Source organism: Micromonospora sp. WMMA1976, assembly GCF_027497335.1.
GTDB lineage: Bacteria > Actinomycetota > Actinomycetes > Mycobacteriales > Micromonosporaceae > Micromonospora > Micromonospora aurantiaca.
This window is the reverse complement of sequence record NZ_CP114912.1, coordinates 1,928,200-1,947,649: the sequence shown is the minus strand read 5'-3', so window position 1 is coordinate 1,947,649 and position 19,450 is coordinate 1,928,200. Positions and strand designations below refer to the sequence as shown.

General features: G+C 74.0%; 18 protein-coding genes. 6 read left to right on the top strand and 12 right to left on the bottom strand.

Annotated features, from left to right (window positions below; genetic code table 11):
• Positions 1-35: 35 nt before the first annotated feature.
• From O7546_RS09195 to O7546_RS09180, 4 genes are all read left to right on the top strand, one after another.
• Positions 36-1,325, top strand: a complete 1,290-nt coding sequence (locus O7546_RS09195; RefSeq protein WP_269696545.1) for a sensor histidine kinase — start codon at positions 36-38, stop codon at positions 1,323-1,325.
• Positions 1,322-1,999 carry a response regulator transcription factor gene (locus tag O7546_RS09190; protein ID WP_194802923.1) on the top strand — a complete coding sequence of 226 codons (678 nt, stop codon included), beginning with the start codon at positions 1,322-1,324 and terminating at the stop codon, positions 1,997-1,999. The genes O7546_RS09195 and O7546_RS09190 overlap by 4 nt, the downstream gene beginning before the upstream one ends.
• Before the next feature lie 81 nt (positions 2,000-2,080).
• Complete coding sequence (locus O7546_RS09185) at positions 2,081-2,974, top strand: ATP-binding cassette domain-containing protein (RefSeq protein ID WP_269696544.1); 894 nt, start codon at positions 2,081-2,083, stop codon at positions 2,972-2,974.
• Complete coding sequence (locus tag O7546_RS09180) at positions 2,971-4,032, top strand: ABC transporter permease (RefSeq protein WP_194802925.1); 1,062 nt, start codon at positions 2,971-2,973, stop codon at positions 4,030-4,032. The genes O7546_RS09185 and O7546_RS09180 overlap by 4 nt, the downstream gene beginning before the upstream one ends.
• Before the next feature lie 63 nt (positions 4,033-4,095).
• Here the strand turns inward: O7546_RS09180 and O7546_RS09175 are convergent, their stop codons facing one another.
• From O7546_RS09175 to pgsA, 7 genes are all read right to left on the bottom strand, one after another.
• A complete protein-coding gene (locus O7546_RS09175) occupies positions 4,096-4,845 on the bottom strand; it encodes a YebC/PmpR family DNA-binding transcriptional regulator (RefSeq protein WP_013285436.1) in 750 nt (249 codons plus the stop codon).
• Positions 4,846-5,075: 230 nt separating this feature from the next.
• Positions 5,076-5,681, bottom strand: coding sequence for a pyridoxal 5'-phosphate synthase glutaminase subunit PdxT (gene pdxT / locus O7546_RS09170; protein WP_269696543.1), 606 nt, complete (start codon positions 5,679-5,681; stop codon positions 5,076-5,078).
• A 7-nt stretch (positions 5,682-5,688) separates the two neighbouring features.
• A complete protein-coding gene (gene pdxS, locus O7546_RS09165) occupies positions 5,689-6,537 on the bottom strand; it encodes a pyridoxal 5'-phosphate synthase lyase subunit PdxS (RefSeq protein WP_228532869.1) in 849 nt (282 codons plus the stop codon).
• 189 nt (positions 6,538-6,726) lie between these two features.
• Positions 6,727-7,230 (bottom strand): hypothetical protein, encoded by a 504-nt coding sequence (locus O7546_RS09160; protein WP_120570569.1) that lies wholly within the window; start codon positions 7,228-7,230, stop codon positions 6,727-6,729.
• A gap of 82 nt (positions 7,231-7,312) precedes the next feature.
• A complete protein-coding gene (locus O7546_RS09155) occupies positions 7,313-8,473 on the bottom strand; it encodes a glycosyltransferase family 4 protein (RefSeq protein WP_194802928.1) in 1,161 nt (386 codons plus the stop codon).
• 9 nt (positions 8,474-8,482) lie between these two features.
• Positions 8,483-9,415, bottom strand: a complete 933-nt coding sequence (locus tag O7546_RS09150; RefSeq protein WP_281600734.1) for a phosphatidylinositol mannoside acyltransferase — start codon at positions 9,413-9,415, stop codon at positions 8,483-8,485.
• Complete coding sequence (gene pgsA / locus O7546_RS09145) at positions 9,412-10,032, bottom strand: phosphatidylinositol phosphate synthase (RefSeq protein WP_269700549.1); 621 nt, start codon at positions 10,030-10,032, stop codon at positions 9,412-9,414. The genes O7546_RS09150 and pgsA overlap by 4 nt, the downstream gene beginning before the upstream one ends.
• Before the next feature lie 252 nt (positions 10,033-10,284).
• Between pgsA and O7546_RS09140 the strand changes: the two genes are divergently transcribed.
• Positions 10,285-12,441, top strand: coding sequence for an elongation factor G-like protein EF-G2 (locus tag O7546_RS09140; RefSeq protein ID WP_281600733.1), 2,157 nt, complete (start codon positions 10,285-10,287; stop codon positions 12,439-12,441).
• Positions 12,442-12,585: 144 nt separating this feature from the next.
• On the opposite strand, the gene O7546_RS09135 is transcribed toward O7546_RS09140, so the two are convergent.
• The 4 genes from O7546_RS09135 to thrS form a co-directional block, all read right to left on the bottom strand.
• The gene (locus O7546_RS09135) at positions 12,586-13,644 is read right to left on the bottom strand and encodes an aldo/keto reductase (protein ID WP_194801031.1); all 1,059 of its coding nucleotides are present in this window, start codon (positions 13,642-13,644) and stop codon (positions 12,586-12,588) included.
• A gap of 203 nt (positions 13,645-13,847) precedes the next feature.
• Positions 13,848-14,471, bottom strand: a complete 624-nt coding sequence (locus O7546_RS09130; RefSeq protein WP_194801030.1) for a hypothetical protein — start codon at positions 14,469-14,471, stop codon at positions 13,848-13,850.
• Between the two features lie 32 nt (positions 14,472-14,503).
• A complete protein-coding gene (locus O7546_RS09125) occupies positions 14,504-15,019 on the bottom strand; it encodes an HIT domain-containing protein (protein ID WP_262012419.1) in 516 nt (171 codons plus the stop codon).
• Between the two features lie 55 nt (positions 15,020-15,074).
• Positions 15,075-17,096 carry a threonine--tRNA ligase gene (gene thrS / locus O7546_RS09120; RefSeq protein WP_194801029.1) on the bottom strand — a complete coding sequence of 674 codons (2,022 nt, stop codon included), beginning with the start codon at positions 17,094-17,096 and terminating at the stop codon, positions 15,075-15,077.
• A 203-nt stretch (positions 17,097-17,299) separates the two neighbouring features.
• Between thrS and O7546_RS09115 the strand changes: the two genes are divergently transcribed.
• Positions 17,300-18,373: a YcnI family protein gene (locus O7546_RS09115; protein WP_281600732.1), complete on the top strand. Its 1,074-nt coding sequence runs from the start codon at positions 17,300-17,302 to the stop codon at positions 18,371-18,373.
• 100 nt (positions 18,374-18,473) lie between these two features.
• On the opposite strand, the gene O7546_RS09110 is transcribed toward O7546_RS09115, so the two are convergent.
• Positions 18,474-19,403: an ADP-ribosylglycohydrolase family protein gene (locus tag O7546_RS09110; RefSeq protein WP_269696538.1), complete on the bottom strand. Its 930-nt coding sequence runs from the start codon at positions 19,401-19,403 to the stop codon at positions 18,474-18,476.
• Positions 19,404-19,450 lie beyond the last annotated feature (47 nt).

The window sequence follows — 19,450 nt, the reverse complement described above, 5'->3', positions numbered from 1 at the left end:
CACCGCATCGGCGGCAGCGGTGGCATGGTCGTACGGTGAGCACCGCACCCACCACCGCCTGGCGCCGGCCGGCTCCCACAGCCGCGCAGCTGCGCGCCGACCTCTGGGTCGGGCTCGCGGTCACCGTGCTGGCCCTGTTCGAGCTGACGCTGGCGCACAGCACCGGGGCCTTCCTGCTCGGGCCACCGCCGAGCGTCGCCGAGCAGATCTGGTGGACCGTGGCGGTGACCGCCCCGCTGGCCGTACGGCGGCGGTGGCCCGCCACCGTCGCCGTGCTCGTCTCGATCGCCTTCGTCGCGGGGCAGGCGCGGGCGGTCCCGCTCGCCCAGCTCCCGTCGGGCGCGCTGTTCGCCGCCCTCTTCACGCTCGGCGCGTGGGGCACCGACCGGCGGCTGGCCGGGCGGCTGCGGGCCGGCATCATCGTGGCGATGTTCGGCTGGCTCGCGCTGTCCCTCGCGCTGCGGGCCGACCAGATCACCGCCGCCTCCTTCGCCGACGCCGCCGGCCCGGTGCCGCCGGTGCTCGCCGCCGTCGTGAACGGCGTGCTCTACAACGTGCTGTTCTTCGGGTTCGCCTACTACTCCGGGCAGACCGCCTGGGTGGCCGCGCGCCGCCGGCACGAACTGCACGAGCAGGCCGAGCAGCTGCGCCGCTCGCAGGTCGAGGCGCGCGAGCGCGCGGTGATGGGCGAGCGGGTCCGCATCGCCCGCGAACTGCACGACGTGGTCGCCCACCACGTGTCGGTGATGGGCGTGCAGGCCGCCGCGTGCCGGCGCGTGTTCGACAGGGACCGGGACAAAGCGCGTACCGCCCTGGCCGCGATCGAGGAGACGGCCCGCACCTCCGTCGACGAGCTGCGCCGGATGCTCGGCGTGCTGCGCGACCCGGACGCCGCTGCCGGCACGGCCACCGCGCCGGAGGACACCGCCGGCATCGACCAGGTCGCCGCGCTCGTCGACCGGGCCCGGGAGACCGGGCTCCGAGCCGACGTCGGCGTGTACGGGGAACCGGTGCCGCTGCCGCGCTCGGTGTCGCAGGCGGCGTACCGGATCGTGCAGGAGGCCGTGACGAATGTGGTCAAGCACGCCCACGCCACCACGCTGGACGTGCGGATCCGCTATCTGGCGAGGGACCTGGAGATCGACGTGAGCGACGACGGACACGGCGCCGTACCGGCCGCCGGGGCCGGGCTCGGCCTGATCGGCATGCGGGAGCGGGTCGCCGCGCACGGCGGTGAGGTGGAGGCCGGACCACGCCCCGGCGGCGGGTTCCGGGTCCGGGCCCGCATGCCGCTGCCGGTCGAGGCCACCGGGCGGGCGGCGTGACCGCCCCGGTGCGGGTGCTGCTCGTCGACGACCAGCACCTGGTCCGGACCGGTTTCCGGGTCATCCTGGAGGTCGAGGACGACATCGAGGTGGTCGGCGAGGCCGCCGACGGGCAGCGTGCCGTGTCGATGGCGGCCGCGCTGCGTCCCGACGTGGTGCTGATGGACGTGGAGATGCCGGTGCTCGACGGGCTGGAGGCCACCCGCCGGATCACCGCCGACGCGACACCGGGCGGCCCGGCGGTGCTGATCCTCACCACGTTCGACCACGACGACTACCTGTTCGCCGCGCTGCGCGCCGGGGCGAGCGGCTTCCTGCTGAAGAACGGCACCCCGGAGGACCTGATCGAGGCGGTCCGGGTGGTGGCGCGCGGCGAGGGACTCATCGCGCCGGCGCTCACCCGGCGGGTGATCTCCACGTTCGCCCGGCCCGGCGCGGTCCCGCCGGACCCGCGGCACGACGCGGCCACCGCGGACCTGACGCCGCGCGAGCGGGAGGTGCTGGAACTGGTCGCGCGCGGGGCCAGCAACGCCGAGATCGCGGACGTGCTGCACGTCGGCGAGGCGACGGTGAAGACCCACGTCAGCCGCGTACTGGCCAAGCTCGGGCTGCGCGACCGGGTGCAGGCGGTGGTGTTCGCGTACGAGCACGGGGTGGTCCGGCCCGGCGGATGAGGCCCGTCCGCCGCGCGACGGACCCGATGATCGCTCCGTGGTGGGACGACGGGAGCGACGGCCGGCCGTAGCGTCGGGATCATGACCAGCGTGCTCCGCCTCGACGGCGTCGACCGCAGCTTCGGCGGCCGTCAGGTGCTCAAAGACGTCTCCTTCGACGTGACCGCCGGGCGCATGACCGGATTCGTCGGCGGCAACGGCGCCGGCAAGACCACCACCATGCGGATCGTCCTCGGCGTCCTCGCCCCGGACGCGGGGCAGGTGACGTGGCGGGGACAGCCGCTCACCCGCGAGGCCCGGGCCCGGTTCGGCTACATGCCCGAGGAACGCGGCCTCTACCCGAAGATGACACCCCGCGAACAGGTGGTCCACCTCGGCCGGCTGTACGGGCTGGACGCCGCCGGGGCGCGCCGGCGTACCGACGCGCTGCTGGAGCGCGTCGGTCTCGGCGAGCGGGCCGACGACCTGCTGGAGACGCTGTCGCTCGGCAACCAGCAGCGCGCGCAGATCGCCGCCGCGCTGGTGCACGACCCGGAGGTGCTGATCCTGGACGAGCCGTTCTCCGGGCTCGACCCGCTCGCCGTCGACATGGTGGTCGCCGTGCTGCGGGAACGGGCCGCCGCCGGCGCGCCGGTGCTGTTCTCCAGCCACCAGCTCGACGTGGTGGAGCGGCTCTGCGACGACCTGGTGCTCATCGCGGGCGGCACGATCCGGGCCGCCGGTGCCCGCGAGGAGCTGCGCGCCGCGTACACGCTGCCCCGGTTCTCGCTCGTGGTCGACGGCGACGCCGGCTGGCTGCGGGACCAGCCCGGCGTGCGGCTGGTCGACCTCGACGGCGCGCGCGCCGTGTTCGAGGTGGACCCGCCCGCCGACGACCAGTCGGTGCTGCGCGCGGCGCTGGAGCGCGGCCCGGTGCGCGCGTTCGGCCCGGTCACCCCGTCCCTCGCCGAGATCTTCCGAGAGGTCAACCAGTGAACACGTTCCAGGCCACCCGGCTGGTCGCGGCCCGCGAGATCAAGGTCAAGGTCCGCGACAAGACGTTCCTCTACAGCACGCTGATCTTCCTGCTGCTCGCCGTCGTCGCCACAGTCGTGCCGGCGCTGATGAGCAGCGGTCCATCCACTGTGGCGGTGACCGCGGCCGGCGCCGAACCGCTGCGCGCGGCCGGGCTGGACGTCATGCTCGTCGCCGACGACGGCGCCGCCGAACAGGCGGTACGCGACGGCGACGCGGACGCCGCGGTGGTGACCGGCCCGGTCGTGGTCGCCGACGAGCGGGCCCCGGACGACGTGGTCTCCGCGCTCAGCGCGGCTCCGCAGGTGAAGCTGCTGGACCCGGACGCGGTGGACCCGCTCGTCGCCTACCTGGTGCCGTTCGCGTTCGCGTTCGTCTTCTTCTTCATGTCCCAGACGTTCGGGTTGCAGATCGCGCAGAGCGTCACCGAGGAGAAGCAGACCCGGATCGTGGAGATCCTGGTCGCCGCCGTGCCGGCCCGGGCGCTGCTGGCCGGCAAGATCCTCGCCGCGGGCGCGCTGGCGCTCGGGCAGATCACCCTGATCGCGGCAGTCGCGCTGATCGGCATGCGCCTCACCGACGGCGGTGACCTGCTGGGCCTGATCGCGCCCGCGATCGGCTGGTTCGTACCGTTCTTCCTGTGTGGCTTCCTGCTGCTGGCGGCCATGTGGGCGGCCGCCGGGGCGCTGGTGAACCGGCAGGAGGACATCGCCGGGGCGTCCACGCCGGTGCAGCTCGCGGTGATGGCGCCGTTCTTCGCCGTGGTGTTCCTCAACGACAACGCCGCCGCGATGCGGATCCTGTCGTACCTGCCGATCTCCTCGCCCACCGCGATGCCGGTACGGCTGTTCACCGGCGACGCGGCGCCCTGGGAGCCGTTCGTGTCGCTGGCGCTGCTGCTGCTCGCGGCGGCCGGGTTCCTGCTCGCCGGGGCGCGGATCTACGAGGGTTCGCTGCTGCGCACCAACGGCCGGACCTCGGTTCGGACGGCGTGGCGGCAACGCGAGCCGATCGGCTGACCGCGAGACGGTGAGCGCCGGCCACCCGATGAGGGTGGCCGGCGCTCCGCGCGTCGGGGCGGTTCAGCCGACCGCGGCCATGACCTCATCGGAGACGTCGAAGTTGGCGTAGACGTTCTGCACGTCGTCGCAGTCCTCCAGCACGTCGATCAGCTTGAAGATCTTGCGCGCACCCTCCTCGTCCAGCGGCACGTTCACGCTGGGGATGAGGGAGGACTCGGCCGACTCGTACTCGATACCGGCGTCCTGCAGCGCGGTGCGGACCGCGACCAGGTCGCCCGGCTCGGAGACCACCTCGTACGCCTCGCCGAGGTCGTTGACCTCCTCCGCGCCCGCGTCGAGCACGGCCATCATCACGTCGTCCTCGCTGGTGCCGGCCTTGGGGACGATCACCACGCCCTTGCGGGAGAACATGTACGACACCGAGCCCGCGTCGGCCAGCGAGCCGCCGTTGCGGGTCAGCGCGGTACGCACCTCGGTGGCGGCACGGTTGCGGTTGTCGGTGAGACACTCGATCAGCATCGCCACGCCGTTCGGGCCGTAACCCTCGTACATGATCGTCTGCCAGTCGGCGCCGCCGGCCTCCAGGCCGGAGCCGCGCTTGACCGCGCGGTCGATGTTGTCGTTCGGGACCGAGTTCTTCTTCGCCTTCTGGATGGCGTCGTAGAGAGTCGGGTTACCGGCCGGGTCACCGCCGCCGGTACGGGCGGCCACCTCGACGTTCTTGATCAGCTTGGCGAACATCTTGCCGCGCTTGGCGTCGATGACCGCCTTCTTGTGCTTGGTCGTCGCCCACTTTGAGTGGCCGGACATCTGTTACCTCCGTTGCTACCCGCCGTCTGCATCGACCGCACCGCACACGCCCCGCTCCCCCACCGGCGCACGTCGAGGTGCTGTGATCTTCGCTGGGAGCCGCGGCGGGCTGATGGCCCTGCCGAATCTCGGCAATCCTACCGGCGGCGGGCGGGTCACTGTCACGCGCCGCACGGCACCGGCCCGTCCCAGCCCACCCGAACCGGTACAACCAGGGACGGACCGGCCGCTCAGGAGGCGGCCCGGACCAGCTCCACGAAGTGCCGGTGCAGCCGCAGGTCGCCGGTCAGCTCCGGGTGGAACGAGGTGGCAAGCAGGTTGCCCTGGCGTACCGCGACGATCCGGTCCGCGGCCGGGCCGTCGGTCACCCGGCCGAGCACCTCGACGTCCGGGCCGACGCGCTCGACCCAGGGCGCCCTGATGAAGACGGCGTGGAACGGGCCCCCGTCGACGCCGGTGAGCGCCACCGGCGCCTCGAACGAGTCGACCTGACGGCCGAACGCGTTGCGCCGCACCGTCATGTCGACGCCGGCGAAGCCGCGCTGGTCGGGGCGGCCGTCCAGCACCTCGGCAGCCAGCATGATCAGGCCGGCGCAGGAGCCGTAGACCGGCATGCCGGCGGCGATCCGCTTGTCGATCGGCTCGCGCATCTCAAAGATGTCCACCAGCTTGCTGATCGTGGTCGACTCGCCGCCGGGCACCACCAGGCCGTCGACCGCGTCCAGCTCGCCCGGCCGCCGCACCGGCCGGGCGTCGGCGCCCGCGCCGGTCAGCGCCGCGACGTGCTCGCGTACGTCGCCCTGAAGCGCGAGCACGCCGATCACCGGTACGGTCACGCCGCGCTCACCAGCCGCGCTCGGCCAGGCGGTGCGGCTGGGGGATCTCGTCGACGTTGATGCCGACCATCGCCTCGCCCAGCCCACGGGAGACCTTGGCGAGCACGTCCGGGTCGTCGTGGAACGTGGTCGCCTTGACGATCGCGGCGGCCCGCTGGGCCGGGTTGCCGGACTTGAAGATGCCGGAGCCGACGAAGACGCCCTCGGCGCCGAGCTGCATCATCATGGCCGCGTCCGCAGGGGTCGCGATGCCGCCCGCGGTGAACAGCACGACCGGCAGCTTGCCCTGCTCGGCGACCTCCTTGACCAGCTCGTACGGGGCCTGCAGCTCCTTGGCCGCGACGTACAGCTCGTCGTCGGGCAGCGACTGGAGCCGGCGGATCTCCTGCCGGATCTTGCGCATGTGGGTGGTGGCGTTGGAGACGTCCCCGGTGCCCGCCTCGCCCTTCGAGCGGATCATCGCGGCGCCCTCGGTGATCCGGCGCAGCGCCTCGCCCAGGTTCGTCGCGCCGCACACGAACGGCACGGTGAACGCCCACTTGTCGATGTGGTTGGCGTAGTCGGCCGGGGTCAGCACCTCGGACTCGTCGACGTAGTCGACGCCGAGCGCCTGGAGGATCCGCGCCTCGACGAAGTGGCCGATACGGGCCTTGGCCATCACCGGGATCGAGACGGCGGAGATGATGCCGTCGATCATGTCCGGGTCGCTCATCCGGGACACGCCGCCCTGCGCGCGGATGTCGGCCGGTACGCGCTCCAGGGCCATCACGGCCACAGCGCCGGCGTCCTCGGCGATCTTCGCCTGCTCGGGGGTGACCACGTCCATGATCACACCGCCCTTGAGCATCTCGGCCATGCCGCGCTTGACGCGGGCGGTGCCGACGGCGGTGGCGGGGGTCGGGGCTGCGGATTCAGACACGGGACATCGCTCCTCGGCGTGCTCGGGAGGTGACTGCGCAGGAATGCTACGACCGGCGCGACGCCGGTCCGAGCGCCAATCGAACCCCCGGTGGCCTGCCGTGTGGCCCCCGTCACGGCCGGTGCATCAGCCGGTGGTCACGTCCGCGTGCGACGCCAGCGTCGGGTCGTCGATGTCGAAGTAGCGCGGCCACTCCCGGCCGCGCCCCATCCGGAACAGCCGTACCACCGGACGCCCCCGCGCCGAGCGGGCGTCCCGAACCAGGTCGGTGTGCACCTGCCGGGCCAGCGCCAGCCGCCGGCTCGCCGCGATCACCGCCGCGCACGCCGGGTCGTCCGGGTCCAGCCGCACCCCGCGCAACTGCCGGGTCAGGTCGTTCTCGGCCGCCTCGCGCTCCTCCGGAGCGGCGTCCAGCGCGATCCGGGCGGCGGCGTACAGCTCCACGCCGTACCGCTGCTCGGCCAGGACCGCGGCGGCGGCCGCGCGGCGCAGCAGGTGCGCGTCCAGCGCGCGGGCCGCCGAGTCCGCGCGGACCTGCAGCCGCTGCACGCGGCCGGAGGTCCAGATCAGGTACGCCGAGAGCAGCCCGAGCACCGCGACCGCGCCCACCACCCACCACATGCCCGGCATCGTAGTGCTGCTCCTCATCCCGGCCGGCCGGCGCTCGCACCGGCAGACGCGCTCGTCACAGCGGCCGCAGCGGCCACAGCGGTCAGCCCAGACCCGCCCACTCCTGGTCCATGACCCGGCCGTCGGTGGCCTCGATCGCGGCTGCGTATACCTCCAGAACGCGGCGGGCAACCACGGGCCAGTCGAAATTCGCCACCACCTGGTCGCCGCAGGCGGTCAGCCCGGCGCGGCGTCCGTCGTCGTCGAGCAGCTCGGACAGCGCGGCGCCCAGTGCGGTCGCGTCGCCGGTCGGGAACAGCCGCCCGGCCCGTCCGCCGTCGAGCACCCGGCGGAACGCGTCCAGGTCGCTGGCGACCACGGTGGTTCCGGCGGCCAGCGCCTCGGTGAGGATCATCCCGAAGGACTCCCCTCCGGTGTTCGGTGCGACGTAGAGGTGCACGCTGCGCAGCATGCGTGCCTTGTCCGCCTCGGAGACCAGGCCGAGGAACGTGACCCGGTCGCGCAGGCCGGCCGGGAACCGCCCGTACAGCTCGTCGGCGTCACCCGGCCCGGCGACCAGCAGACGCAGCCCGGGGCGGTGCGGCGCCAGCGCGACGAACGCGTCCCGCAGGATCGGGAAGCCCTTGCGCGGCTCGGTGAACCGGCCCAGGAACCCCAGCGTGCCGCCGGTGCCCGGGGCGCACTCCCCCGGCCAGCCCGGCAGCGGCGGCACCCCGGCGAACTTCGCCACCGCCACCCCGTTCGGGATCTCCACCGCGCCGCCGTCCATGTGCTCGACCTGCACCTTGCGGGCCAGGGCGCTGACCGCGATCCGGGCGGTGATCCGCTCCAGCACGATCTGGAGCACGCCCTGCGCGGCCGACAGCACCCGGGAACGGGTCATCGCGGTGTGGAACGTGGCCACCACCGGGCCGCGGGCGCAGAGCACCGCCAGCATCGACAGGCTCGGCGTGAGCGGCTCGTGCACGTGCAGCACGTCGAAGTCGCCGCGGGTGATCCAGCGCCGCACCCGGGCGGTGGAGACCGGGCCGAACGCGATCCGGGCCACCGACCCGTTGTACGGCAGCGGCACCGCCCGGCCGGCCGACACCACGTACGGCGGCAGCGCCGAGTCCTCGTCGGCGGGCGCCAGGACGCTCACCTCGTGGCCGAGCCCGAGCAGCGCCTCGGCCAGGTCCATGACGTGGTTCTGCACGCCGCCCGGCACGTCGAACGAGTACGGGCACACGATGCCGATACGCACTGCGCCCCCCTAGACCGTCCCGGTGGTGGCCGGTGGCCGCGGCGACGTGGGCGTACCGTCCCGGTCCTGGTCCAGCCACATCCGCTGCAACATGTGCCAGTCTTGCGGATGCCGGGCGATGCCCGCCGCCAGACCGTCGGCAATCCGCTGCGTCACCGCGCGTACCCGCTCGTCGAGCGGGGCGCCGTCCGGGTCCGGCAGCGGCAGCGGGCCGTCGATGGACGCGCACGCCGCGTCCGGTTCGTACCACATCGAGGCCACGTAGAGCGGGGCGCCGGTGCGGATGGCCAGCAGCGCCGGGCCGGCCGGCATCCGGGTCCGGCCGCCGAAGAAGTCCACCTCCACGCCCCGGGCGGACAGGTCCCGGTCGGCGAGCAGGGGCACCACGTAACCGGCACGCAGCCGGTCCACCAGCACGTCGAACGCGGGACGCGGGCCACCGCGGTTGGGCAGGATCTCCATCCCCAGCCCCTCCCGGAACCCGACGAACCGCTCGTAGACGCCGTCCGGGAGCCGCTCCGCCACCGTGGTCATCGGCCAGCCGGTAGCAGCCACCCAGGCGCCCGCGGCGTCCCAGTTGCCGGCATGCGGCAGCGCCACCACGGCGCCCCGGCCGGCCGCCACGTCGGCGGCGAGCAGTTCCTGCCCGTCCAGGCGGAATCCGGCGAGGATCTCGGCCCGGCTCAGGCCAGGCAGCCGGAACGCCTCCATCCAGTACCGGGCGTACGAGCGCAAGCCCTCGCGCACCAGCACGTCCAGCTCCGCGTCGGGCAGCTCCGGGCCGACCACCCGGCGCAGGTTGGCGCGCAGTCGACGCGTACCCCCGCCGTCCTTGCGGTGGGCGCGGTCGGCGCCCGCCCGGAAGGCCGCGGCCGCGACGGGCCGGGGCAGCGCCCGGACCAGGCGCCAGCCCGCGACGAAGCCCGCCTCGGTCAGGTTCACTCGGCGCCGACCCGCTGGGCCTGGCGGTACACGTGGGCCATCCGCTGGCCCACCGTGAAGATCGAGACGGCGGCGAGCAGCCAGAGCGCGATCTCCAGGGCGGGACGGACGCCGACGCCGGTGAGCAGACCGCCGACGCCGACGATGAGCAGCCGCTCGGTGCGCTCGGCGATGCCCACGTTGCAGGTCATCCCGAGGCCCTCGGCGCGGGCCTTGACGTAGGAGACCAGCCCGCCCGCGGCCAGGCAGATCAGCGCCGCCGCCACGCCCGAGTAGTCGTGCTCGGTGGCCAGCCAGTACGCGACCGCGCCGAACACCGCGCTGTCGGCGACCCGGTCCATGCTCGAGTCGAGGAACGCCCCGAACCGGGTGGACCCGCCGCTCATCCGCGCCATCGTGCCGTCGAGCAGGTCGGTGAGAGCGAAGACCGTGACGATCAGCGCGCCGGCGACCAGATGGCCGCGCGCGCCGAAGCCGAGCGCGCCGACGAGCACGCCGACGGTTCCGGTCACGGTGACCGCATTGGGGGACACGCCCGCTCGCAGCAGCGCGCGGGCGATCGGCTCCACGACGCGGGTCATGCCCGCGCGGGCCGTCACTTGGAAGATCTTCGCCATGGCGGTCCCACGATAACGGCCCGCAACCGCCGGGGACACAGCCGGGCGTACGACCCGCCCGGCGGCCCTTGTGCGGGCACCCGTGCGGGTGTGAGATCGAGCCAGGAGGTGAGCCAGTTCACCGGATCACCGGTCCGCGTTCCCGTCCAGCAGGAGATCACCGGAAGATATCGCCGCGGCGCCCGTCCCGGGTCCGCTCCCCCGTCGCCCGCGGCGGTCGCCACCACCACCGGTTGAGGGAGGTGCGCCGCGATGGCGCAGAAGAACGAGAAGGGTGTCACCGGCGGCGCGCCGGTGGTGACCGAGCCCGGCAGGGTTCGCAACGTGGTGCTCGTCGGGCACTCCGGCGCCGGCAAGACGACACTCGTCGAGGCGCTGCTGGCCGCCGGTGGCACGATCGGCCGGGCCGGCGCCGTCACCGAGGGCACCACCGTCTGCGACCACGACCCCGCCGCCGTACGCCAGCAGCGCTCGGTGAGCCTGGCCTGCGCCCCGCTGATGCACCGCGACGTCAAGGTCAACCTGCTGGACACCCCGGGGTACGGCGACTTCGTCGGCGAGCTGCGCGCCGGTCTGCGGGCCGCCGACGCGGCGCTGTTCGTGGTCTCCGCCGTCGACGGGATGGACGCCGCCACCGCCGCCCTCTGGGAGGAGTGCGCCGCCGTCGACATGCCCCGGGCGGTCGCCGTCTCCCGGCTGGACCACCCGCGCGCCGACTTCGACGAGGCGGTGGCGCTGTGCCAGCGCGTCTTCGGCGACAACGTGCTCCCGCTCTACCTGCCCATGCTCGGCGACGACGGCGAGTCGGTGGTCGGCCTGATGGGGCTGATCACCCGCCGGGTGTACGACTACTCCGACGGGCTGCCGGCGGCGGTGCGCGAGCCGGACCCGGAGCACCTGCCGGCCATCCAGGAGTCCCGCGACGAGCTGATCGAGGGGATCATCGCGGAGAGCGAGGACGAGACCCTGATGGACCGCTACCTCGGCGGCGAGGAGATCGACCCCGAGGTGCTGATCACCGACCTGGAGACGGCCGTAGCCCGCGGCCACTTCTACCCCGTGGTGCCGGTCTGCGCGGAGACCGGCGTCGGCCTGGACGCGCTGCTCGACGGCCTGGTCGCGGCGTTCCCGTCGCCGCTGGAGCACGACCTGCCCGCGGTGACCGGCGTGGACGGCTCGCCCCGCCCGCCGCTGACCTGCGACCCGGACGGCCCGCTCGTCGCCGAGGTGGTCAAGACGACAGTCGACAGGCACGTGGGGCGGGTCTCGCTGGTGCGCGTCTTCTCCGGCACGCTCCGCCCCGACCAGGTGATCCACGTGTCGGGTCACGGCATGGCCGAGCGCGGCCACCCGGACCACGACGCCGACGAGCGGGTCGGCCACGTCTACAGCCCGCTGGGCGCGACGCTGCGCGAGGTGGCCGCCTGCGTCGCCGGTGACCTGTGCGCGATCACCAAGTCGGGCAGCGCGGAGACCGGCGACACCATCTCGGCCAAGGACGACCCGCTGCTGATCGCGCCCTGGGAGATGCCCGAGCCGCTGCTGCCGGTGGCGATCACGGCGCGCAGCCGGGCCGACGAGGACGCGCTGGCCCGCAACCTGTCCCGGCTGGTCGCCGGCGACCCGACGCTACGGCTCGAACGCAACCCGGAGACCCACCAGCTCGTGCTCTGGTGCATGGGCGAGGCACACGCCGACGTGGTGCTCGACCGGCTGCGCGGCGGCGGCGTCGAGCTGGACACCGAGCCGGTCCGGGTGCCGCTGCGCGAGACGTTCACCGCCGCCGCGCGCGGGCACGGCCGGCACGTCAAGCAGTCCGGCGGCCACGGCCAGTACGCGGTCTGCGACATCGAGGTGGAACCGCTGCCCCGGGGCGCCGGCTTCGAGTTCGTCGACCGGGTGGTCGGCGGCGCCGTCCCGCACAACTACATCCCGTCGGTGGAGAAGGGCGTCCGGGCGCAGATGGAGCGCGGTCTGGTCGCCGGCTACCCGGTGGTGGACCTGCGGGTCACGCTGGTCGACGGCAAGGCGCACAGCGTCGACTCCTCCGACGCGGCGTTCCAGACCGCCGGCGCGCTGGCGCTGCGCGACGCCGCCGAGAAGGGCCAGCCGGCACTGCTGGAGCCGGTCGACGAGATCACCGTACGGGTGCCCGACTCGTCGGTCGGCGCGGTGATGGGCGACCTGTCCGGGCGGCGCGGCCGGGTGCTCGGCACCGAGCCGGACCCGGACGCCGAGGGTCGGACGCTGGTCCGCGCCGAGGTGCCCGCCACGGAGCTGCTGCGGTACGCGGTGGAGCTGCGCTCGATGACGGCGGGCACCGGCACGTTCCGGCGCGAGTTCGCCCGCCACGAGCCCATGCCGGCCCACCTGGCCGACCAGGCCCGCAAGGAGTCCACAACCCGCTGACCCGCCCTCCCTCCCCTGGCCCTCTCGCCCCCCGCGATCTTGCACTTGCGGCCCTAACAAGGTGCGCATTCCGGTCATCCCAAGGGCCGCAACCGCAAGATCGACGCCGAGAGGGCGGGGGTGGGTCCGGGGGGCGGCCTTCGGTCAGGGGCGGACGGCGGGGACGGGGGGCATCGGCCAGTGGGGGCGGTCGGCGTCGCGGAGGGCGGCCGAGCGTACCGCCGCCAACTGCCGCTCCACCTCGGCGAACTGGTCCGGCGCGAGCGGGCCCCGAGCCAGCGCGGCCGCGTTCTCCTCGACCTGGGCGACGGTACGGGCACCGGGGATCGGCACGGCCCGGTCGCTGCGCGCCCAGATCCACCCGATCGCCCCCTGCGCGAGGGTGCGCCCGTCGGCGGTCAGCGCGTCGCGGACGGCGGCGACCCGGCGCAGCCACTCCGGGGCGGGCCGGCCGCTGCGGAACCACTCCAGCCAGGTCGGCCCGAGTCCGCGTACGTCGTCGCGGGGCAGCGTGGACTCCGGCGTGTACTTGCCGGTGAGCAGTCCCATCCCGAGCGGCCCTCGGGCCAGGCCGGCGAGGTCGTGCTTGTCGCAGGCGTCGAGCATGGCCGGGGCGTCCCGCAGCACCGACAGCGCGTGCTGCACGGCGGCGGCACCGCGGGCGACCTGCGCGAACGCGGCGGCCCGGTCGGCCCGGTCGGTGCTCCACCCGTACGACCGGATCAGGCCGGCGCCGACCAGGTCGTCGAGCGTGCCGATGAGTGCCTCGGCCCGGGGCAGCGGCAGGTCGCCCAGGTGCAGCTGATAGAGGTCGATGCGGTCGGTGCCCAGCCGGCGCAGCGAGTCGGTCACCGCCCGGCGTAGGTAGTGCGGTGAGGCGTTCTCGCCGGTGGCCTGCCGGGTGCGTTCGTCGAACGTGTAGCCGAACTTCGTCGCGATCACCGCCTCGTCGCGCCGGCCGGCCAGCGCCCGCCCCAGCACCCGCTCGCCGTGCCCGGCGCCGTACGTGTCGGCGGTGTCGAACAACGTGACGCCCAGGTCGAGCGCGCGGCGGATCGCGCGTACCGACTCGTGGTCGTCGACCCGGCCCCAGCCCAGCGGGCGGGCGCCCTCGGCCCACGGGCCGCCGATCGCCCAGCACCCCATGCCGAGGGCGCTCACCTCGATGCCGCTGCGCCCCAACTGTCGCTTGTCGACTGCCACCGCCGCATCCTGTCATCTCCCCGGCGACCGCGGGCCGGTTCGTGGCCGAAGAGTCCGGCCGCGATCACGCCGCGTGACGCCAGGCGGCGAACAGTCGCGGTGAACGCGATATGCCTGAGAGTCACGAATATGCCTCTGAGGCATATCGGTGCGAGGCGTCCCTTCGATCCGGCCTCCGACGCAGAAGGCCGCCCGGCGAGCCGTCAGCGGGCGTAGGCCAGCAGCACCGGCTCGTCCTGGCCCGACCAGGTGCCGGTGAGCCCGCCGGAGCCCGGCACCTCGGCCGGCACGGGCCGCCGGACCACCGCCAGCTCGACGTCCCCGACCCGGACCACCGTCACGCCGCCGTCACCCGAGCCGGTCGAAACCGGACCGGTCGGCACCGGGCGGCCGGTACGGCTGCCGGTCAGCCTCATGCTCGCCGGGCGCACCTCGCGCTTCCCGTCGACCTCGAAGTACTCCTCGGCCTGCCCGGCGTCGGCGAGCACGGCGGCGGCCAGCAGCGGTGGGTACACCGGGTCGCCGCAGGCGTCGTACACCCAGCGGCGGCCGAGCACCGAGTGCTCGACGAGGCCCACGAAGAAGTCGTCCGCCCCGGCCAGCGGCGCGCCCCGGTAGGTCAGCGGCACCTGGAGCACCGGGCCGTCACCGGCGCGCACGAGCAGCGTCTCGACGCCCACCTCGCCGGCCGGGTCGTCGAACCGGTACGCCGCGACCCGGCTGACCTCCGCGCCCGCCTCGCCGGCGAACCAGGACCGGCCGGGCAGCCAGGGTACGAGCAACTCCAGTTTCGAGGGGCGCAGTTCCGCGCGGTGCAGGAGAGCCATGCGCAAGATCGTACTGTCGGGGCGGGCCCCCGTCAGGCCGCCGCCCACGCCTTGGCGAGCAGTTCCCGGGTGTCGGCGAGCAGTTGTGGCAGCACCTTGGTCCGGCCGATCACCGGCATGAAGTTGGCGTCGCCGCCCCAGCGCGGCACCACGTGCTGGTGCAGGTGCGCGGCGATGCCCGCGCCGGCCACGCCGCCCTGGTTCATGCCCAGGTTGAAGCCGTGCGCGCTGGAGACGTGCCGGACCACCCGCATGGCGGCCTTGGTGAACGCGGCCAGCTCGACCGTCTCCGGCTCGTCCAGCTCGGTGTAGTCGGCCACGTGCCGGTAGGGGCAGACGAGCAGGTGCCCGGGGTTGTACGGGTAGAGGTTGAGCACCGCGAACACGTGCTCGCCCCGGGCCACCACCAGGGACTCCTCCGGCGGCAGGCCGGGCGCGAGGCAGAACGGGCAGCCGGCCGGCTTCTCGTATCCGCCCTCGGGCCGGTCCTCGCCGGAGATGTAGGTCATCCGGTGCGGCGTCCAGAGCCGGTCCAGCCCGTCCGCCAGACCGTTGTCGCCGCCGTACCCGGTGTCCCGCTCCGCCCCTGTCACACAGGCGATCCTACGATCCGGCCCGCTCGGCGGCAGGACCGGCGTTGGTACGCGACTCCACCACCTCGCGGACGTGCGCGACCGCCTCGTCGATCGGCACGCCGTTGCGCTGCGAGCCGTCCCGGTAGCGGAACGAGACGGTGCCGGCGGCCACGTCGTCGTCCCCGGCGATCACCATGAACGGGATCTTCTGCTGCTGCGCGTTGCGGATCTTCTTCTGCATCCGGTCGTCGCCCAGGTCCACCTCGGCCCGGACGCCGTGCCGGCGCAGCGTCGCGGCGAAGTCGACCAGGTAGTCGCCGTGCTCCTCGCGGATCGGGATGCCGACCACCTGCACCGGCGCCAGCCAGGCCGGGAACGCGCCCGCGTAGTGCTCGGTGAGCACGCCGATGAACCGCTCGATCGACCCGAACTTGGCGCAGTGGATCATCACCGGCTGCTGCCGGGTGCCGTCGGCGGCCTGGTACTCCAGCCCGAAGCCCTTCGGCTGGTTGAAGTCGTACTGGATGGTCGACATCTGCCAGGTGCGGCCGATCGCGTCCTTGGCCTGCACGGAGATCTTCGGGCCGTAGAACGCCGCGCCGCCCGGGTCCGGCACCAGCTCAAGGCCGGTCTCCAGCGCGCACTGCTCCAGCACGGCGGTGGCGGTCGCCCAGTCGGAGTCGGAGCCGACGAACTTGTCCGGCTTCGACTCGTCGCGGGTCGACAGCTCCAGGTAGAAGTCGTCGATGCCGAAGTCGCGCAGCAGGCTGAGCACGAAGCCGAGCAGGTGCTTGATCTCGGCCGGCGCCTGCTCCTTCGTGCAGTAGGAGTGCGAGTCGTCCTGGGTGAAGCCGCGCACCCGGGTCAGGCCGTGGATCACGCCCGACTTCTCGTACCGGTAGACCGACCCGAACTCGAACAGCCGCAGCGGCAACTGCCGGTAGGACCGCCCGCGCGACCGGTAGATCAGGTTGTGCATCGGGCAGTTCATGGCCTTGAGGTAGTAGTCGCTGCCCTCCATCTCCATCGGCGGGAACATCGTGTCCTTGTAGTAGGGCAGGTGTCCCGAGGTGTGGAAGAGACCTTCCTTGGAGATGTGCGGCGTGCCGACGTAGTCGAAGCCCTCCTCGATGTGGCGCGCCCGGACGTAGTCCTCCATCACCCGCTTGAGCACGCCGCCCTTGGGGTGGAAGACCGGCAGGCCGGACCCGATCTCGTCGGGGAAGCTGAACAGGTCGAGGTCCGCGCCGAGTTTGCGGTGGTCGCGGCGGGCGGCCTCCTCCAACAGCTTCAGGTACGCCTTGAGCTCGTCCCGGGTCGGCCACGCGGTGCCGTACACGCGCTGCAGCTGCGGGTTCTTCTCCGACCCGCGCCAGTACGCGGCGGCCGAGCGCATCAGCTTGAACGCGCCGATCAGCCGGGTGTTCGGCAGGTGCGGGCCCCGGCACAGGTCCGACCAGCAGACCTTGTCCTCGTTCGCGGCGAGGTTGTCGTAGATGGTCAGCTCGCCGCCGCCCACCTCCATCACCTCGGAGGAGTCCAGCCCTTCCCCCTTGACCTCGATCAGCTCCAGCTTGTACGGCTCGGCGGCCAGTTCGGACCGCGCCTCGTCCAGGTCGGCGAACCGGCGGCGGCGGAACCGCTGGCCGGACTTGACGATCTCCTGCATGCGCTTCTCGAGCTTGGTCAGGTCGTCCGGCTGGAACGGCTTGTCCACGCCGAAGTCGTAGTAGAAGCCGTTCTCGATCGGCGGGCCGATGCCGAGCTTGGCGTCCGGGAAGACGTCCTGCACGGCCTGGGCCAGCACGTGGGCGGTGGAGTGGCGCAGCACGTTCAGCCCGTCCGGGCTGTCCAGCGTGACCGGCTCGACCGCGACCTCCTCGGCCGGGCGCCAGTCCAGGTCGCGCAGCTGGCCCTGCGGATCGCGGACCACCACGATCGCCTTCGGCCCGCTCATCGGCAGGCCGGCCGCGGCCACCGCGTCGGCCGCCGTGGTCCCGGCGGCGACGACGACGGGGTCGGCCACGACGGGGGTACGGGGTGCGGACACGGTGACTCCTGTCGTCGACGGTACGGAAGGGCCGGTGACCGGCCCCTGCGATGCTATCGGTCGCCCGGACCCGGACCGCCGCCGACGCCGGTGCCCGCCTCCGGCGAGTTCCCTGCCGGGTTGAACCTTTTCGCCCCGCCGCCCGAACTACCAGGTGGGGCCGGAGCCGGTACCGGCCCCAGCCGAGAAGGATGGGGACGACCATGAGGATGACCCGTCAGGGCCGGTGGGCGGCGGCGCTGCTGGCGGCGGTACTCGCCGGGGCGGTGGGCTGGCCCGCCGCGGCGAACGCGGCCGGGGTGACCGTCACGACCTCGCCCGCCCAGGTACGCCAGGGCGACGCGATCGAACTGTCCGTGCTGGTGCCGGCGGACAGGCCCGGCACCCGGACCACCCGGATCGAGCTGACCATGCCCGCGGACGCCCCGATCGGCGAGGTGTACCCGCTGTCGGTGCCGGACTGGGCGCCCACCATCACCACCCGCACGCTCGACCAGCCGGTCCCCGGCATGCACGCGGCCGAACTGAACCAGGTGACCCACGCGGTGAGCTGGCTGCGGATGCCCGGCACCGGCACCGGGGCGGCCCGGCTGCCGCTGGGCATGGGACCGATGCCCGCCACCGACCGGCTCACGTTCACCGTGACGCAGACGTACGACGACGGCACTGTGGTCCGGTGGGCGGACCCGGCGGGTGGCCCGCACCCCGCGCCGACGGTCGACCTGCTGCCGCCGCTGCCGGGCACCGTGACGCACGACGGCGCTTCCGGAGCGGGCGGCGCCGGGCACGGCGGGCACGGCGCGCCGGGCGCACCCGGCGAGGCGCAGGGCGGCGCGCAGGGCGGCACGGCACCGGCGGCCGGGGCTGCCGACGACGGGCCGAGCGCGGACCTGCTGCTCGGCGGCGGCCTGCTCGCCGGGCTGGCCGGTGGCGCGGCGATCGGCTGGCTGCTCAGTCGCCGCCGGCGCGACACCATGACCCTGCCGCCCGACGGCAGCCCTACCCCGGACGACAGCCTTTCCCCCGACGCGCCCGCCGCCACCGAGCGTCCGGACGCGGACAACCGCTCCGACTCCCCCGAGCGTGCCCCCGCTCCCGCCGCCGACACCCCGGCACCCGACTCGTCCCGCAGCAGGCCCGCACCCGATTCGCCCCACGGCGGCTCGGAACCGCATTCGTCCAGCGGAGACCCGGCACCGGATTCCCCGGATTCGAGGAGCGCCGCGGACCCCCTCGGCGAGCCCGTCCCCGCTGGTGGTGCACGCCGGAGCGCATGATCGACTCCACTTCGCCGAGGTGGCTGCATCCCACCCCCGCCGACCCCGCCACCTCCCCGAGCTGGCGCGTGCCGGTCGAAACGAACGGAAGTACGGGCGGTCAGGCGGGGGCGGTCAGCCAGCCGGGGAGCGGCTCGCGGGCGGTCAGCCAGCTCTCCGGCACGCCGCCCGGCGCGCCCACCCCGGTGTACGCGGCCACGATCCCGCCCACGATCGCGGCTGTGGTGTCCACGTCGCCGCCCGCCTCGACGCAGACGCGGATCGCGGCGGGGTAGTCGTGCAGCAGTGTGGCGGCGACCCAGAGCGTGAACGGCACGGTGTCCTGCGCGGTGACCCGGGAGCCGTTGCCGAGCGCGTCGGCCGCCGCGGCGGCGGAGTGACCGAGCAGCGCGGCGGCCCGGCGTACCCCGCGGTGCACCTCGCCGACCGGGTCGAGCGTCCCGGCGACGGCGGTGAGCAGCCGGGCCGGGTCGGGCCGGCCGCCGTCGAGGCGGGCGCGGGCGGCGAGCGAGGCGGCCACCGCGACTGCTACCGCACCCGCGACGCCCTCCGGGTGGGCGTGTGTCACCTCGGCGGAGGCGCGGGCCTGCTCGGCGGCGCGGCGGGTGGAGTCGGCGTGCCAGGCGCCGAGCGGCGCGACGCGCATCGCGGCACCGTTGCCGCAGGAGCCCTGCCCGTCGAACGCGGACGCGGCGGCCACCGGCCAGGGCGTGCCGGTGCGGATCAGCCGCAGCACCGTCACCGCGCCCGGCCCGTACCCCCGGTACGGCTCGCAGCGCTGCGCGAACGCCAGCGCCAGCCGGTCCCGGTCGATGCGGCCGCCGGCGGCCAGCTCGGCCACCACCGAGCACGCCATCTCGGTGTCGTCGGTCCACTCCCAGGGCGGTTCGGGCAGCCGCCCTGCGGCGAGGTCGTCCGGGTGCCGGCCGGGGACGAAGAACTGGGAGCCGAGGGCGTCGCCCACCGACAGGCCGGCGAGCGCGTCGCGGGCGAGCGTGAGGCGGGTGTCGGGGAAGAGCGTGAACGTCATCGCCGTCCCAGCTTGCCCGGTTGGCCGGACCGCCGCAACGCGACCGG